Origin of the sequence: Rhodanobacter spathiphylli B39, from assembly GCF_000264295.1 — a bacterium.
Taxonomy (GTDB): Bacteria; Pseudomonadota; Gammaproteobacteria; order Xanthomonadales; family Rhodanobacteraceae; genus Rhodanobacter; species Rhodanobacter spathiphylli.
The window spans coordinates 1-17,814 of record NZ_AJXT01000037.1; the positions used below are offsets into that span (position 1 = coordinate 1).

At 68.6% G+C, this 17,814-nt stretch carries 8 protein-coding genes; 4 read left to right on the forward strand and 4 right to left on the reverse strand.

What is annotated here, in order from left to right:
- Positions 1 to 4,054, reverse strand: a 4,054-nt coding sequence (locus tag UU7_RS11830; RefSeq protein ID WP_007808574.1) for a DEAD/DEAH box helicase, incomplete at its 3' end; no start/stop codon positions are given.
- A 239-nt stretch (positions 4,055 to 4,293) separates the two neighbouring features.
- On the opposite strand from UU7_RS11830, the gene UU7_RS11835 reads away from it, so the two are divergent.
- The 4 genes from UU7_RS11835 (at position 4,294) to pbpC (ending at position 15,178) form a co-directional block, all read left to right on the forward strand.
- Complete coding sequence (locus UU7_RS11835; RefSeq protein WP_238530936.1) at positions 4,294 to 6,309, forward strand: S1 family peptidase; 2,016 nt, start codon at positions 4,294 to 4,296, stop codon at positions 6,307 to 6,309.
- A gap of 232 nt (positions 6,310 to 6,541) precedes the next feature.
- A complete protein-coding gene (locus UU7_RS11840) occupies positions 6,542 to 7,432 on the forward strand; it encodes an alpha/beta hydrolase (protein ID WP_007808577.1) in 891 nt (296 codons plus the stop codon).
- Between the two features lie 156 nt (positions 7,433 to 7,588).
- Complete coding sequence (locus tag UU7_RS11845; protein ID WP_007808579.1) at positions 7,589 to 12,595, forward strand: alpha-2-macroglobulin family protein; 5,007 nt, start codon at positions 7,589 to 7,591, stop codon at positions 12,593 to 12,595.
- 165 nt (positions 12,596 to 12,760) lie between these two features.
- Positions 12,761 to 15,178: a penicillin-binding protein 1C gene (gene pbpC / locus UU7_RS11850; RefSeq protein WP_007808581.1), complete on the forward strand. Its 2,418-nt coding sequence runs from the start codon at positions 12,761 to 12,763 to the stop codon at positions 15,176 to 15,178.
- 29 nt (positions 15,179 to 15,207) lie between these two features.
- Here pbpC and UU7_RS11855 read toward each other — a convergent pair whose 3' ends face one another.
- From UU7_RS11855 to UU7_RS11865, 3 genes are all read right to left on the reverse strand, one after another.
- The gene (locus UU7_RS11855; protein WP_238530937.1) at positions 15,208 to 16,074 is read right to left on the reverse strand and encodes a hypothetical protein; all 867 of its coding nucleotides are present in this window, start codon (positions 16,072 to 16,074) and stop codon (positions 15,208 to 15,210) included.
- Positions 16,075 to 16,077: 3 nt separating this feature from the next.
- On the reverse strand, positions 16,078 to 16,365 hold the full coding sequence (locus UU7_RS11860) for a hypothetical protein (RefSeq protein WP_007808584.1): 288 nt from the start codon (positions 16,363 to 16,365) through the stop codon (positions 16,078 to 16,080).
- 304 nt (positions 16,366 to 16,669) lie between these two features.
- Positions 16,670 to 17,512 (reverse strand): autotransporter outer membrane beta-barrel domain-containing protein, encoded by an 843-nt coding sequence (locus UU7_RS11865; protein WP_007808587.1) that lies wholly within the window; start codon positions 17,510 to 17,512, stop codon positions 16,670 to 16,672.
- Positions 17,513 to 17,814: the final 302 nt, after the last annotated feature.

Here is a 17,814-nt window from a genome sequence, read left to right on the forward strand (position 1 = left end):
CCCCTCCCAACCTCCCCCTGCTTGCAGGGGGAGGAGCAGGAGCGGTTGTGCTCCCTCCCCTGCGAGCAGGGGAGGGTTGGGGTGGGGTGCTCTTCGCCGTGCTGCGCGCCAGCGACCAGCGCCCCGCATCCTCGATGCCGCCGAAGGTGTGCCGGCGCATGCGCCGATGCCGTGCGCCGTCGCGCTTGGCCGCCGGCAGCAGCAGGGCGCGCAGGCCGGCGAAGCTGTCCGCGCTGATCCGGCCGGCAGCGACCAGTTCGCCCAGCGCGTCTTCCAACTCGGTGCGCAGCAGGTGGGTCTCCGCCAACAGTTCGTCGAAGAACAGCGCACCATGTTCCTGCAGCGCATCGGCCACGGCCTGGGCGCGTGAGGACAGCAGGATCTCCTGCGGGTCGCCCGCGGCGACGGCCGTCCAGACGGCCATCTCCCGCCGGGGAAGCAGCACGATCGGCGTACTGCGCACCGGTCCGCCACCGCCGCCACTGCCGGTGCGCAGGCGGCTCCAGGCGATGCGGCCGGAACGGCACAGCTCGTCCAGCCAGCTGATCGAGTAATCGCCCACGCGCGCCGGCAGGATCTCCGCTTCCCACGCGCCGGCCGCGGCTTCGTAACCTTCCAGCTGCGCCAGCGTGGCGACCAGCGCGTCCGGCCCGTTCGAGCGCGTGGCCGCCGACACGTGCTGCCAGTCGAACAGGAAACGCATCAGCGCGCGCCGGCTGACCGGCTCGATCTCGCGGCGCAACCGGCCGATGGTGTAGCGGTGGATGCGCGCCAGCAGGTGCCGCTCGCACCATTCGGTGTCGCTGGCATCGGCGGTGAAGCGACCCTGCATCACGTAACCTTCGGACTGCAGCCGCAGCAGCGCCTGCTCGACCTCGCCCGCGTCGACGTTCATCGACTGCGCCAACTCGCGCGCGGTGACCGGGCCAAGCCCGCCGAGACGGTGGCGCACCAGTTCCAGCAGCGCGTCCTCGCGCGGCCACGCCTGCGCGGCGTACTCGGCGGGCGCGACGATCGGCGGCTGCATGCTGGCGGCCGGATGCAGCGCCAGCCACAGCGGCAGTTGCTCGGCGGTGGTCCACACGTCGGTGAGGCGCGTCGCGCGCCTGGCCGTGGCGAGCGCCTGCAATCGTTCGGCCCAGCCGGTGTTGGCCTCAACCTCGGCGACGGTGACAAAACCCAGCAAGGTCAGCGCCTCGTGCATCTCGTCGGCGTCGCGCACCTGCGGCCACGCTTCCTCGCGCACGGCGGCGATCGCGTCGGGATCGAGCCGGCCGAGGTCGTCGGCGTTGTCGGCGTTCCAGCGGCGTGTCTGCACGGCCTGGGTGCGGCGCTCCTCCAGCGGCGCGTCGTCGAGAAAGGCATACGGTGCCGCGTTCAACACTTCGGCCGCGAGCGGGCTGGGTGCGGTGAGGTCGCGGGCGACGATGGCGATCTCGCCGGCTTCGAGTTGGCGCAGGATCGCCAGCAGGCCATCGACGTCCATCGCCTCGCGCAGGCAGTCGTGCATGGTCTGGTTGACCAGCGGGTGATCCGGCACCTCGCGCTCGCCCACGATGTTTTCCAGGCAGGCGACCTGGTCGGGGAACACCGCGGCGAGCAGGTCCTCGCTCTTCATCCGTTGCAGCGGCGGCGGGGTCCTCTTGCCGCCGGTGAAGCGCGGCAGCGCCAGGGCGGTCACCGCATTCCAGCGCCAGCGCGCGGGAAACAGCGGCGCGTCGAGCAGCGCCTGCACCAGCACGTGCTCGGCGGTGTTCGAGTGCAGGTAGTGCGCGACTTCCTCCAGCGGAAAGCTGTGGCTGGTCGACAGCGACAGCACGATCGCGTCCTCGGTCGCCGCCGCCTGCAGCTCGAAATTGAACTGGCGGCAGAAGCGCTTGCGCAGCGCCAGCCCCCACGCGCGGTTGATGCGGCTGCCCCACGGCGTGTGGATCACCAGCTGGGTGCCGCCGGATTCGTCGAAGAAGCGCTCCAGCACCAGGGTGTGCTGGCTGGGGAGGACGCCGAGCGCGGCCTTGGCGCGGGCGAGGTAGTCGGCCAGCTGCTGCGCGGCGGCTTCGCCAAGGCCCAATGATTCGCGCAGCCACGCCACCGCCGTCGGCACGCCACTGGCATCGAGCTGCACGGAAATCTCCTCGCGCAGCCGCGACACACCGAACGACAGCTCGTCGCTGCGCCCGGGCGCCTCGCCCAGCCAGAACGGGATGCTCGGCGGCGCGCCATGCGCGTCCTCCACCCGCAGGCGGTCGCGCTCGACGCGCTGGATGCGGTAGCTGGCGTTGCCCAGCTGGAAGATGTCGCCGGCCATGCTCTCGACCGCGAAGTCCTCGTTCACCGTGCCCACGATGATCGCCTGCGGTTCCAGCACCACCTTGTAGTCGGCGGTCTCGGGAATGGTGCCGCCGGAAGTCAGTGCGGTGAGCCGCGCGCTGCGCCGCGGACGCAGCTGGCGGTTCACCGCGTCGCGGTGGATGTACGCCGCGCGCGGGCCCTGCCGCGTGGTAAAGCCTTCGGCCAGCATGCGCACCACGGCGTCGAAATCCGCGCGCGAAAGATCGCGATACGGATACGCGTGGCGCACCAGCGCGTACAGCGCGTCTTCGTCCCATTCGGCGCAGGCCACCTCGGCCACGATCTGCTGGGCCAGCACGTCCAGCGGCTGCGGTGGCAGGATCAGCGCGTCCAGCTCGCCGCGGCGCACGCAGTCGAGCAGGGCGGTGCATTCGATCAGGTCATCGCGGGTGGCCGGGAACAGCCGTGCTTTCGGCGTGCCGTCGATGCTGTGGCCGGAACGCCCGGCGCGCTGCAGGAAGGCGGCGATCGAGCGCGGCGAGCCGAGCTGGCAGACCAGGTCCACCTCGCCGATGTCGATGCCCAGTTCCAGCGAGGCGGTCGCCACCAGCACCTTCAATTCGCCGCGCTTCAGCCGCTGCTCGGCGTCCAGCCGCAGTTCCCTGGCCAGGCTGCCGTGGTGCGCCGCCACGTGTTCCTTGCCCAGCCGCTCGGACAGGTGCCGCGCGGCGCGCTCGGCCATGCGCCGCGTGTTGACGAAGACCAGAGTGGTGCGATGCGCCTCGACCAGTTGGGCGAGGCGGTTGTAGACCAGCTCCCAGCTGTCGTTGGACATCACCGCTTCGAGCGGTACGGGAGGCACTTCGATGGCGAGGTCGCGGGGGCGGGTGTGGCCCGTGTCAATGATAGTAACGTCGCTCTTCGCGTTCGCCTCCTCTCCCCCGGTTCCTATTTCATTTGGGGGAGAGGATTGAGGTGAGGGGGCGGCGTGCGTCGGGGCATCATTTTTGACGGCCGCTATGTTGTTGCTCTTTCGCGACCCCGCCCCCTCACCCCGGCCCTCTCCCCGCCGGGGAGAGGGAGATGTTGAGCCGACCAAGAAGTCGGCGATCTTTTCTATGGGCTTCTGCGTCGCCGACAAGCCGATCCGCAACAGCCGCCGCTGGCACAGCGATTCCAGCCGCTCCAGCGACAGCGCCAGGTGCGAGCCGCGCTTGCTGCCGGCGATGGCGTGGATCTCGTCGACGATCACCGTGCGCACGTCGGCCAGCATGGAACGCCCCGAGGCCGAGCCCAGCAGCACGTATAGCGATTCGGGCGTGGTCACCAGGATGTGCGGCGGCACTTTGCGCAACAGAGTCCGCTCGACCTGCGGTGTGTCGCCGGTGCGCACCGCGGTGCGGATCGCCACGTCGGGCAGGCCGAGTTTCTCCAATTCGGCGCGGATGCCTTCCAGCGGCGCTTCCAGGTTGATGTGGATGTCGTTGGACAGCGCCTTCAGCGGTGACACGTAGAGCACGCTGGTGGCGTCGGCCAGCACGCCGCCGTGCGCCACGCCTTCGCGCACCAGTTCGTCGATCGCGGCGAGGAAGGCGGTCAGCGTCTTGCCCGAGCCGGTGGGTGCGGCGACCAGGGTGTGGCTGCCGGCGCGGATCGATGGCCACGCTGCCGCCTGCGCCGCGCTGGGCGCAGGGAAGGTGCGACGAAACCAGGCGGCAACGGCCGGATGGAATGCGTCCAGCGGGCAGGGGGCGATGTGCATCGATGCGGATTCGCGCAGCGGTCGGGGAACACTAGTCGATCATATATGGGGCCTGGCAGGCCCGAATCCACCGCTTCGACGGCTCCTGTCATGGCTTCGGCCGATCCCCGCCACCCGTACGCCGGTGCAGCGCCGGACCTGCCATGGCAGTATTCGGAATCGGCAGTATCCAGATTCGGCCGTCACAGCCAGGGGCCCGCGGGGGGAATCCGGTGGCGGCGTTGATGCGAAGGACACTCATGCACGTAATGGAATCGCCGCGGCGCAAGCCCGGCTTCATGCGCACGGCCTGCAGCCGGTTCGCGCTTCTGGTCCTGGTGAGCCTGTTCGCTGCGGCCGCCAGCCATGCGGCCAGTCTCGATCCGGCCGTGTTGCCGAAGATCCAGGCGGCCACCTTCGAAGTGGTGGCGGCCAAGCCGGTCAAGGACCCGCTGACCTACGAGAAGCCGCTGCCGCTGGAGCTGCTGCCGTTCCAGGAGCGCAACGACAAGTACTACTCGATCGGCACCGCTTTCGCGCTGGGCAACAACCGCTACGTGACCGCGGCGCACGTGCTGCAGGTGGGCATCGACAGCCTGTGGGGCGAGCCGGCCCTGCGTGATGCCGACGGCCATGTGTATGCGATCGACAAGATCGAGAAATATTCGCTGCAGCAGGATTTCGTGGTGTTCAGCCTGGCCACGCAGCCGGCGAAGGCCGCCGCGCTGGAGGCGGACACCAAGCCCAGCCTCAACGGCGTGGTCTATGCGGTGGGCAATGCGCTGGGTACCGGCGTGGTGATCCGCGACGGCCTGTACACCTCCGACACGCCGGAAGACCAGGACGGCCGCTGGAAGTGGATGCGCTTCTCGGCGGCGGCATCGCCGGGCAACAGTGGCGGCCCGCTGCTGGACGCGACCGGCAAGGTCATCGGCATCGTGCTGATGAAGTCGCAGAACGAGAACCTGAACTACGCGCTGCCGATCGGCCGCGTGCTGGACGCGCCCGACCACGTCGCCTCGATCGACCAGCGCATGCCCTACCAGTTCGACGTGTTCGACACCACGCTCAGCAACACCTTCAAGGCCGAATTCAGGTTGCCGCTGAGCTTTGCCGACTTCAGCGCGGCATTCCAGCAGCGCTTCAACGCCTATGCCGACAGCCAGCTCAAGGCCTTGCTGGCGAAGGAGCCGGAGCGGCTGTTCCCCCGCGGCCAGGGCTCCAACGAACTGCTGCATTCGACGCCGTCGATGGACGACTTCCCCTCGCTGATCACCCGCGACAACGACGGTACCTGGAGCCTGGCGAAGAAGGAGGGCGGCAAGACCAGCCTGCCCAACAACGGCTACGTCACGCCGGGCGTGGTCGGGCGCAACCTGCTGTTCCACGTGCGCCGGCCCGACAACGTGACGGCCGCCGCGCTGTACCGCGACCCGGCCAAGCTGATGGACATGATCGCCAGGGTCGGCTTCCTCACCCGCAACGTCGGCCCCGAGCAGGTGCGCATCACCTCGCTGGGCAAGCCGGTGCGCGACACGCTGTATACCGATGCCTGGCAGCGCCGCTGGCAGGTGCGGGTATGGCCGATACCGGCCGAGAACGCGGTGGTGATGAGCTTCGCCCTGCCGGTGCCGGACGGCTACGCGGTGCTGATGCGGATCGCCCCGGCCAGCCAGGAGCACGACTACCTGATCAACCTGCAGGCGCTCACCGACTTCTTCTACGTCACCTACGACGGCAGCCTGGCCCAGTGGCAGGATTTCCTGAAGCAGAAGGACCTGCTGCCGGCGGCGTTCGACGACATCCACATCGACATCGACTACGGCCATCGCTTCGCCTACAGCTCGAAGCGGCTGCGCTACGCCTATACCCCGGCGCTGCAGAAGATCGACAGGGACAGCATGCTCACCATCGGCTTCAGCTACTTCCTCGACCACGGCAAGGTGGTGTGGGACGTGACCGACGTGTGGCAGGCGGCCAGTGCGCACGACAAGTACTGGAGCAATTTCGCCCGCGTGGTGGCACCGTCGGACGACCTCAACGACGACTACAAGAGCAACTGGAGCAAGATCAGCAACCGCCAGCGGCCGTTCGACGGCGTGCCGCGCAGCGAGAACGACGTGATGAAGATCAGCAGCGTGCTGGCCGCGCCGGGCCAGGCCCGGCCCGACGTGCTGTACACCGTCTACCACTACGCCGAGGGCAGCCACCCCGCCGCCGAAATGAAGGCCAAGCTCGACCTGCTGCTGAAGGACGCCCGGGTCACCGAGCACTGAGAGGTTGTGAATTACAACCTCGAAGCCCGGCCATGAATGGCCGGGCGCGGATCGGGAACGCAAGTGCCAGATTCGCGTGAGCACGTCCGGGCGTGTACCGGACGTGCGATAGAAGAAAACCACAATAAGTGGTTTTCTTCACAGGCACTGAGCGTCGGGCGCATCGGCCGGTGGTGACGACACCGGCCGATCCGGCTACGGTATCCCGTTGAAACAGGCGAGGAGGAAGCGGGTGGAACGACGGGTACGGGCGCCGGCGCCGGATACGCCAGCGCAAGACGACAGCAGCATCAGCTGGCTGGAGATGGCCGACGGCCAGCCGCTGTGCCTGCGTGACTGGCCACTGGCCCAGCCGCACGGCGCGGTGCTGATCGTGCACGGGCTGGGCGAACACGGCGGGCGTTACCAGCGCCTGGCAGCGTGGTTCAACCAGCGCGGCCACGCGGTGCGCAGCTACGACCAGCGCGGCCACGGCCGCAGCCCGGGGCGGCGCGGTGCCCTGCGCCAGGCCGACGACCTGCTGGAGGATCTGGCCACCGTCTACAACGACTACGCCGCCAGCCAGCCGCACCCGCCACTGCTGCTGGGCCACAGCATGGGCGGCCTGGTCGCGGCGCGCGCGGTGCTGGATGGACGGGTCACGCCGCCGGCGCTGGTGTTGTCATCGCCGGCGCTGCGCAGCTGGGAGTCGCCCCGGATGATCGCGCTGGCCCGGCTGCTCAGCCGGCTCGTGCCGAACCTGCCCCTGCGCAACGGGCTGGATGCCAGCAAGCTGTCGCACGAAGCCGGCGTGGTCGCCGCTTACCGCAACGACCCGCTGCGCCACGGCTGGATCACCCCGCGACTGGCCGACTTCATCTTCCATGCCGGGGCCGCCTGCATCCGCGATGCCGCCGGTCTGGCGGTGCCGACCCTGCTGCTGGTCGCCGACAGCGATGCGCTGGTCGATCCGTCCGGCAGTCGCTCGTTCGCCCGCAAGGCGGCCGGCAGCGGCCAGCTGACCACCCGCTTCTTTTCCACGCTTTACCACGAGCTGTTCAACGAGGCCGAACCGGGGCGCAGCCAGGTGCTGATGCAGCTGGCCGACTGGCTGGGCCGGCAGGATCTCGCGGCGGCTCCGTAGGGCATCTCGCGGGGAAGCGCGCTGCGGCCGGTTTTCGACCCGCCCGCTGGGGCACACTGCGTTCGACGCGAAAAAAATCGGCGCGCCCGCTGCGCGCCTCCGGATCGCCATGATTGGCGGCGATACTTCCACGCAAACCTACAGGGAGAAGGTTGCATGTCACCTCGATCGAGCCGGCGCATCTCGCGCCACCTTGCGTGGCGAGTCCTCGCCTGCCTTGCGATCGGCCTGGCGCTGGGCGCCTGTCATCGCGGTGGCGACGACGGCAAACCCGCCTTGCAGGGCAAGCCTGCCGCCAGCGCGTCGACCGCGCCCGCGAAGGACGCGGGCACGGCCGGCTTCGCGCTGGTCTCGGCCAGCTCCACCCCGCGCGATTCGCGCACCGCGCTGATCCTGCGCTTCAACGCGGCCCTGGCCTCGGCCCAGGCGTTCGACAGCCTGATTGCGGTGACCGGCCCGAACGGCGAGGTGGTCAGCGGCAGCTGGAGCCTGGACGACGACGGCAAGACGCTGAGCTTCCCGTTCGTGCAGGCCAACACGCGCTACGTGGTGCAGCTGAAGTCCGGCGTGCTGGCCGCCGACGGCCGCACCCTGGGTCACGAGGTGAAGCACGAGGTGTATTCCGGCAACTTGCCGGCGGCGGTGGGCTTCGCCTCGCACGGCAGCGTGCTGCCCGCGCGCGGCACCCGCGGCCTTCCGCTGGTGTCGATGAACGTGCACGACGCCGACGTGGAGTTCTTCCGCGTGCACGAGGACGCACTCTCGGACCTGTTCTGCGCCTATCCACGCAACGGCCATCGCGAGAGCTACGAGCTCGACCACGAGGTCCGCTACTACAACCAGTGCGGCGAAGGCGACGATCGCCGCGCCAGCGTGCCGATCACCGACATCGCCGACTCGGTCTACGCCAACCACTACACGCTGGGTGGCGAGGCGAACGAGCGCACGGTGACCTACCTGCCGGTGCAGAACATCAAGGAGCTGGCCACGCCTGGCGTGTACATGGCGGTGGTCAAGGCCGGCGGCACCTTCAAGGACGGCTACGACACCGCCACCTTCTTCGTCAGCGACCTCGGCCTGCACCTGCGCGTGTACCGCGACAACGTGCTGCTGCACGTGGCCTCGCTGCGCGACGGCACGCCGGTCAATGCGGTGGATGTCGAAGTGCGAGACGTGAACGGGCGCAGCAAGCTCAAGGCCACCACCGACGCCGACGGCAATGCGCTGATCGCATACAAGGTCAAGGCGTCCGACGTGCTGGTGGCGCGCCACGGCAAGGATGTCTCGGTGCTGCCGTTCAACCGGCCCGCGCTCGACGTGTCGAACTTCGACATCAGCGGTCGCAGGCAGGCGCCGTTCGAGGTCTATGCATGGTCCGGGCGCGACCTGTACCGCCCCGGCGAGACGCTGCGTGCGTCGGCCCTGCTGCGCGACTACGACGGCAAGCCGATGAAGCCGCAGTCGCTGTTCGTGCGGGTGAAACAGCCCGACGGCCGCACCCTGGTGGAGAAACGGCTGGAGCCGCAGCAGCTGAACTATTTCGAGCTGAGCCAGGCGATTCCGGCCGATGCGCCGACCGGCCTGTGGCAGCTGGAATTCCGCCTCGACCCTTCAGCCAAGGACACCGTGCAGGCGTTCCCGTTCCACGTCGAGGAGTTCCTGCCCGAGCGGCTCAAGGTCGAACTGTCCAGCCCGCAGCAGCAGCTGGCGCCGGACGAGCCGCTGAAGCTCAAGGTCGCCTCCAGTTACCTGTACGGCGCTCCCGCCGACGGCAACCGCTTCACCGCGAAACTGCTGGTAGCGCCGGAAGTGCATCCGCTGGAGAAGATGAAGGACACCTTCTTCGGCAACCCGCTGGTCGAGCTGCCCAAGAGCGCCGACGACGTGATCGACGCCAAGCTCGATGCGCAAGGCGTGCTGGAGCAGGACGTGGCGCTGCCCGACGACGTGCAGCCGGTCGCGCCGCTGGCGGTGACCCTGTCCGGCAGCGTCTATGAAAGCGGCGGCCGCGCGGTGACGCGGCTGCTCAAGCGCAGCTACTGGCCGGCCGACGCGCTGGTCGGCGTGCGCCCGTTGTTCGACCCGAAGCAGGGCGCCGAAAGCGAGGCGCCGGCCGGTTTCGAGATCGTGCGGGCCAATGCGAAGGGCGAGCTGATCGCCGGCAGCCACCTGAAGGTGCGCCTGCAGCGTGAGCTGCGCGACTTCTACTGGCTGTATGAGCAGAACGGTGGTTGGCAGTCCAGCGCGAACCAGCGCCTGCAGCTGGTCGACGAGAAGGATGTCGACGTGGCCGCCGGCCAGTCGGCCCACGTCGAATTCCCCGTGCAGTGGGGCAGCTACCGCGTCGAGGTATACGACCCGCTGACCAAGCTCACCACGGTGTTCCCGTTCTTCGCCGGCTACAACTGGGATGACGAAAATCTCGGCAAGGAGGCGCGGCCGGACAAGGTCAAGCTGCAGCTGGACAAGGCGCGCTATCGGGCTGGCGACACCATGAAAGTCACGGTGACGCCGCCGCAGGACGGCCCCGGCGTGTTGCTGGTGGAGTCGGATCATCTGCTCTACACCAGGAACATCGAGGCCAAGGCCGGCGCGGTATTCGATATCCCGGTGACGAAAGACTGGGAGCGCCACGACGTCTACGTGACGGCGCTGGTGTTCCGCGGCGGTGAAGCGGCCGAGCACACCACGCCGGCCCGCGCGATGGGCGTGGAATACGTGGCGATGGACCGCAACGACCGGCGCATTCCGCTGAAGCTCGACGCGCCCGCGCTGATGCGCCCGGGCAACCCGCTCGAGGTCGGCGTGCAGGCCACCGGCCTGGCCGGGCAGAAGGCGTTCGTCACGCTGTCGGCGGTCGACCAGGGCGTGCTCAACATCACCGACTACCCGGTGCCCGATGCGTGGGCGTGGCTGTTCGGCAAGCGTGCGTTGAGCGTCGATGCGTACGACCTGTACAGCCGCATCATCGAGGCGATGGACGGCGAGCAGGCCAGGCTGCGCTACGGTGGCGACATGAGTGCAGGCGCGTTGCCGAAGGCGAACCGGCTCAATCCCAAGGTGCAGATCGTCGACCTGTTCAGCGGCCCGGTGGCGTTCGACGCCCAGGGCAGGGCCACGCTGCATGTGGATGTGCCCGACTTCAACGGCAGCCTGCGTCTCGCCGCGCTGGCGTATACCGACAGTCGCTACGGCAATGCCGACGGCAACGTCACCGTGCGCGCGCCGCTGGTGGTCGAGCCCAGCACGCCGCGGGTGATGGCGGCCGGCGACAAGGCGATGATCAGCCTCGACCTGAAAAACCTCTCGGGCAAGGACGGCACCGCCAAGGTCAGCGTCAAGGGTGGTGGCCCGATCACCATCGAGAAGGCCGTGCAGGACGTGGCGCTGAAGGACGGCGCCGGCACCACCTTGCACATGCCGGTGACGGCGCAGGCGGGCGCGGCGGTGGCGACCGTGGACATCCACGCCGAACTCAACGACTACCGCGTGGATCGCCACTTCGAGTTCGCGGTGCGCCCGGCCTGGCCGGAAACCGTCACCACCACGCCGCTGGCGCTGGCAGCCGGCAAGCCCGAACGCTTCGGTGCCGCCGCGATTGCCGGCCTGCTGCCGGCCACGGTGAACGCGCGGCTCACCCTGAGCACCTTGCCGCCGCTGCCGTACGCCGCCGCCCTGCGCGACATCCTGCGCTACCCGTACGGCTGCATCGAGCAGACCACCAGCAAGGGCTACGCCGAGCTGATTCTGGACGGCCAGACGGCCAAGGCGCTGGGCGCGCCGGTGATGAGCGATGACGTGCGCAAGGCGGCGGTCGAGGGAGCGCTGTCGCGGATCGCCTCGTTCCAGGCCAGCAACGGCCACTTCAGTTTCTGGGGCGGCAGCAGTCCGATCGTCACCTTCACCACGCCGTACGTGGTCGACTTCATGCTGGACGCCCGCGACGCCGGTTTCGCGGTGCCGCAGGACGTGCTGCAGAAATCGCTGCAGCGGCTCAACGACGACCTGCTGGCCGGCGGCCACCCGTACTACGACTACGAGCACCACGACCACCTGCGGCTGGCCGACGAGGCGTACTCCGGCTTCGTGCTGGCGCGGGTCAACCGCGCGCCGCTGGGCACGCTGCGCGCGCTGTTCGACAACGAACGCCAGAAGCTGGTCGCGCCGCTGCCGCTGGCGCACCTGGGCATCGCGCTGAAGCTGATGGGCGACAACGAGCGCGCGCAGAAGGCGATCGACGAGGCGTTCGCGTGGAGCAAGGAACGCCCTTGGTACGTCGGCGACTACGGCTCGGACCTGCGCGACCTGGCCCTGATGGTGGCGCTCACCCATACCTACGGCGTGAACAAGCCCGCCTACGACGCCAAGCTGGTCGACTGGGCCCGCAACGCCACTGCCAACGTGCGCCAGCGCCAGCAGCAGGACAAGGACTACCGCTGGTCGTGGTCGTACCTGAGCACGCAGGAGCAGGCGGCGATCGCCCGCGTGGCGAGGGCGTTCGACGCGAAGAGCAACGCCCCGCTGGCTGCCACGATCACCGCCGGCGGCAAGACCGAGCAGGCACCCGACCAGCGCGTGTGGAGCCGTCCGCTCAGCGTGGCCGAACTCACGGCTGGCGTCAGCGTGCAGCCGACCAGCGGCGCGGCGATCTTCGCCACGCTCGACGTGGCCGGCATCCCGCAGAAGGCACCCGCGGCCGACGACAGCCAGATCGACGTGCGCCGCAGTTACTTCACCACCGACGGCAAGCCGTGGACTGACGATGAGCTGAGGGAGGGCGATACGCTGATCGTCGAACTCGACATCGAGGCGCGCATGGACATCCCCGATGCCCTGGTCACCGACCTGCTGCCCGGCGGGCTGGAAGTGGAGAACCTCAACCTGGGCGGCGCGCAGACCTGGTCCGGCGTGGTGATCGACGGCATCAACCTGGACGAACACGCTTCGGCCGCCGACATCCAGCACGAGGAGTACCGCGACGACCGCTACGCCGCCGCGCTGAACCTGCGCCGCGGCGACAAGGCCCGCGTGTTCTACCTGGTGCGTGCGGTGACCCCCGGCAACTACACCGTGCCACCGCCGCTGGTGGAGGACATGTACCGCCCCGCCGTGCGCGGCATCGGCAAGGTCGAGCCGGCGAAGATCACCGTGGTCGAACCGTGATGCTCCTGCTCCTCCCCCTGCTCGCAGGGGGAGGCTGGCGACCGAAGGGAGTCCTTCAGGTGAGGGGGTAGGGCTTTTGACTTTCGCTTGGGTATGACAAAGAGCACCCCACCCCAGCCCTCCCCTGCTGTGCAGGGGAGGGAGCCAGGCAGCCTGCACCGCACCATGACTGCGATTCCAACCGCCACGCCGCTCGCTTCCACACGCCGCTCGCGCGCGTGGCGCTGGCTGCGTGCGGTGCTCATCACTGTCGGCGTGCTGCTGCTCGCCGCCTTCACCCTCGACCGCCTGTTCCCGCTCCACCTCCCCGCCCCCGACACCGGCAGCACCGTGGTGCTGGCGCGCGACGGCACGCCGCTGCGCGCGTTCGCCGACAGCGACGGCGTGTGGCGCTATCCGACCACGGCGAAGCAGGTGTCGCCGCTTTATCTGCAGGCGCTGCTGACCTATGAAGACCGCTGGTTCTACCGCCATCCCGGAGTGAATCCGTATGCGCTGGTGCGCGGCTTTGCCGGCGGCATCGTGCACGGGCACATCGTGTCCGGTGGTTCCACCTTGACCATGCAGGTGGCGCGGATCATCGAACCCATCTCGTCTGAGTTCGGCCCGCATACGTTCCGCGGCAAACTGGTGCAGATCTTCCGGGCGCTGCAACTGGAAGCGCATCTGTCGAAGGCACAGATCCTCGACCTGTATCTCAACCACGCGCCGTTCGGCGGGCCGATCGAAGGCGTCGAGGCGGCGTCGTGGGCGTACCTGGGCAAGCCGGCCACGCGCTTGTCGCATGCCGAGGCCGCGCTGCTGGCGGTGTTGCCACAATCGCCCAGCCGGCTGCGCCCGGATCGTCGCGCGCAGGCGGCGCGGACCGCCCGCGACAAGGTGCTGCGCCGCATGCGCGATCTCGGGGTGTGGAGTCCGGCCGAGGTACGCGACGCGGCGATCGAGCCGGTCGTGGCGCGTTCGCTGCGCGCGCCGCTGTCGGCCGCGCTGCTGGCCGAGCGGCTGCAGCGCCAGCAGCCGGCTTCGCGGCGGATCACCAGCACCATCGATGCGAACCTGCAGCGCGCCGCCGAGGATCGCGTCGGCGCCTACCTGTCGCGACTGCCGCCGCATACCTCGGCCGCGTTGCTGGTGGTGGACAACGCCACGCTGGAGGCGCGCATCTACGTCGGCACCAGCGACTTCGCCAACCCGCAGCGGCACGGCTACATCGACATGGTGGCCGCGCCGCGCTCGCCCGGTTCCACGCTGAAGCCGTTCCTGTACGGACTGGCGCTGGACGATGGCCTGATCCATTCCGAAAGCCTGCTGGTCGACGCGCCGCAGGATTTCGGTGGCTACAAGCCGGGCAATTTCGACGAGGCATTCTCCGGCCCGGTCAGCGCGGCCGAGGCCTTGCAGCGCTCGCTCAACGTGCCGGCGGTGGATGTGCTGGATCGGGTCGGGTCGAGCCGTTTCGTGGCCCGACTGGCCGCGGGCGGCGTCGACCTCGGACTGCCGGCGGGCGCGCAGCCGAACCTGTCGATCATCCTCGGCGGCGCGTCCACCCGGCTGGAAAACCTGGTGGGCGCCTATACCGCGTTCGCCAACGGCGGCATCGCCGGCACGCCACGTTACACCGCCGACCAGCCCGCCCGCCCGCGACGGCTGCTGTCGCCGGGCGCGGCGTGGATCATCCGCGACATCCTTGCGCACAACCCCGCCGACGTCGAAGGCGCGCCGCTGGCCGGCGCGATCAACCGCCACGCCAGCGTGGCGTGGAAGACCGGCACCAGCTACGGCTATCGCGACGCGTGGTCGATCGGCGTCACCGACCGCTGGACCATCGGCGTATGGATCGGCCGTCCGGACGGCACGCCCTCGCCCGGCCAGTACGGCGCGGTGACCGCGCTGCCGCTGCTGTTCCAGATCGCCGACATGCTGCCGTCGCGGGGCGGTCATGTCGCGGCCCGACCGGCCAGCGTCAGCCAGCGCGAGATCTGCTGGCCACTGGGCGGCGCGCTGGAGTCCACCGCTCCGGCGCTGTGCCGTCAGCACCGCACCGCCTGGCTGCTGGACGATGCGCTGCCGCCCACCTTCGCCGAACGCGGCCTCGGCGCGTGGTCGGCGGGCCTGATCACGCTGCGTGTCGACGGCCGCGGACATCGGCTCAGCGGCGCCTGCCATGCGCCGCACGAGCAGACCGTCCAGCTGGCACGCTGGCCGGCGCTGGCCACGCCGTGGCTCAGTCGCGACGACCGGGAGAGTTCGGCATTGCCGCCACTGGCGCCGGGCTGCGCCGCCGACTCACTGGACAGCGCCAACCCGATCCGCATCAGCGGACTCGGTGATGGCGTCACCCTGCGCCAGGCGCCGAACAGCGACCAGCCGCTGCGCATCAACCTGCGCGCGCTGGGCGCGCAAGGCCCGGTGCAATGGCTGCTCAACGGACGACTGCAAGGCCGCAGCGAAGCCGCCGAGCCGATGTCGATCGACCTGCCGCAAGGCGGCGAGCAACGCGTCACGGCGCTGGCCGGCGACGGCGCCTTCGCCACGATCCGCTTCCAGGTGCTGGGAGCAGTCGTCGAATCGACGCGCCGCTGAGTCGTGAATCTCCCAACCTCTCAAGCCGGTCATTCCGACACGGCCACACCGGCGCTCGGCAGTTCCTTGCGTTGGCAGGTGATGGTCTTCACCAGGATCTCGCAGTCCTCCATGAACAGGTCCCACCAGTCTTCCCAGGGTTCGGAGTTCATGCGCGCGATATGAAAATCTACCGTCAACAGCACGTCGGGCAACAGGGTTGTGGTGTAGATGAGAGTGTTCGGCATCCCTTGCATCGGATCCCAGAGGTAACGTAGCCAATGCATGCCATTGCTGATCAGTGGCTCATAGCTTGAAGGGGGGCTTTTCAAGTGGGCCGCAAGAATGTCGTCGATCTGGTATTGCGGCAACGGAGCGCCGCTGATCGTCTTGCCCTTGTACGTCTCATCGCGCAGCTTCCAGTTGGGACCGCCCTCGGATTCCAGGTAGGCGACGTAGTCATGGCGCAGGTAGTCCTCGAGCATCGCCATGTCATCGGGCTTGAGCTGGATGTCGTGCTTGACCCGTTCGAGTTGCCAATGAGCCGTGATGACGGCATAGGGAGGATGCGGTACAGGAAAGATCCGCGAACTGTGCCAGCGCGGCAAGTGATAGATCCAGTTGCTGATCCCAAGCCAGATCGCTTGATGGTTGGCCCGCGCGTTGGGGGCTTCGGTCGGGGTAAAGGCGCCCGCATCCAGATTCACCTGGTCGGGGTCGGGCGTGCCCATGCCCTCACCGAACGCGGCCGCGGGTTCGAGGAAGCTCAGGGTGAAGGGTCCGCAATCGATCCGCCTGGGTACGACGGGTGCAGCCGGCACACCACCGCGTGGAGCGTTGAAGGCCGCGGTAGCCCGTTTGTACCAAGGTAGTGGACGGCGCTTGAAGGGCGTACTCGGTGGCGGCGAGGTGTTCATGATTCAGGCCATCTCGGAAGGGTGAAACTGCTGCGCATAGCGTGCCAGTTCATGGTGGCCGGTGAACCTCAGTTGCTCCACATAGGTTCCCAGACCCAGATGCATGGGCGCACGCAGCATGCGAAGAGCCTCGTCGCCGAGGACGAGCTTCCTGTCCAGCGTGCGGCACGTGGGGCTTCGGGGTTCGAACAGGGGGGCGATCTGTGGCGCACGGGCTGCTGCTTCTTGCCACGTATGGCGCCGTGCGGCGCGCTGCTGCAACTGTTCGCGACTCAACGACTGTCGGCTCATCGGGGCACGTCTCCTTGTGCGCGCGGTCATCGGGAGTGGCCACGCAATCCTGGTGCCCATGGTATCCCCAAGGTATCCCCGCACTGCTGCGGCGATTCTGCCGTGCTGCCTGCAGGGCAGTTCCGACTGACCTGAGGTCAGCCGATCCTCGCGCAGCTTCGAGACAGCTGCGCCGCGGATGCTCGAACGATCCTGCCGTGATGCCGGGCAGGCGAGCAACCGATGAGGAATGAACCGGCCGATGCAGACGTGGCGTGGTCACCAGGCGACCACGCCACGTCGAACCACTACGCGGCGAAAGTGCTCAGAAGCGGAAGCGCACGAACAGCGAGGGGCCGTCGAGCTTCATGTCGAGGTTGGCGTTGTAGTCGTGCTTGCGCTGATGCAGCACGACGCGGCTGTAGCCGTATTCGGCGCCGAAGCCCACGTTCTTCCACGGGAAATACTCCACGCCCAGCGCGGCGTTGACGATGTGTCCGTTGAGGTTGCCACCGTTCTTCTTGACGCCGGCGGCGTCGATGTACATGCGCCACTGGTCGTTGAACGCATGTCGCCAGCCCAGCTGCAGCATCGGCGCCCAGGCGCTGTCGGTGGTGCTGGACGAGGCCTGGCCCACGGGGTCGCCGTTGACGCTGGCCTCGCCGCTGATGCTGGCGTGCACGCGGTAGTAGGCGCCGCCCAAGCCGAGGCCGAACACGTCATTGCCGTGGCCGAACCACCAGCGCCAGGACGCGCTGCCGAAGTCGAAGTTGAGCTTGCCCTTCACCGTGGCCGCCGCGCTGTAGTCGTTGCCGGCGTAGCTGATGTCGCGCGCCAGCGACTTGCTGCGGGTGCGATTGACGCTGTAGTAGTCCAGCGAGAATCCCTGGCTGTCGCCGACCAGGAAGTCGAGCCGGGCACGAGGCACCGTCTTGCGGTCGGGAAAGCCCAGGTCCTTTTCCAGATTGAAGTCGCCGTGGTACTGGCCACTCTTGTCGCTGGCGCCGATGGTGGTATCGGCGTTGGCGTTGTAAGCGCCCAGCCAGACGCTGACGCGATCCAGCGCGGGTGACTGCTGCGCGCTGGCGACGTGGCAGGTGAGCAGCAGCGGGACGAAGGCGAGCATCCCGCCGGCACGGCGAAGCCGACGTGGCTGTCGATGATTCATGTTGTTTTCTCCGGGGTCGCGGAACGGATGGGAAGGCTTGGCCGGTCAGGCCATCCTGGGGATTCCCGCCTGCATGGTACGAAGCCCGGGCGTGCAGGCTGCGTGCACGCCGCATGGCAGTCTGCCCAGTCGTGCTTGCCTGCGGGACCGCGCACGAGAGGCATGATTCCATCCGGCCGTGTGCATCGGCGTATCGATCCGTGCAGCGTCGGCATGCAGCATCGGCGCGTCGCCGCGACCGCCCGCATTGCCGGCCATTCACGCCGGACGATAGACTGCGGGGGCAGCGGGCGGGACGCGCG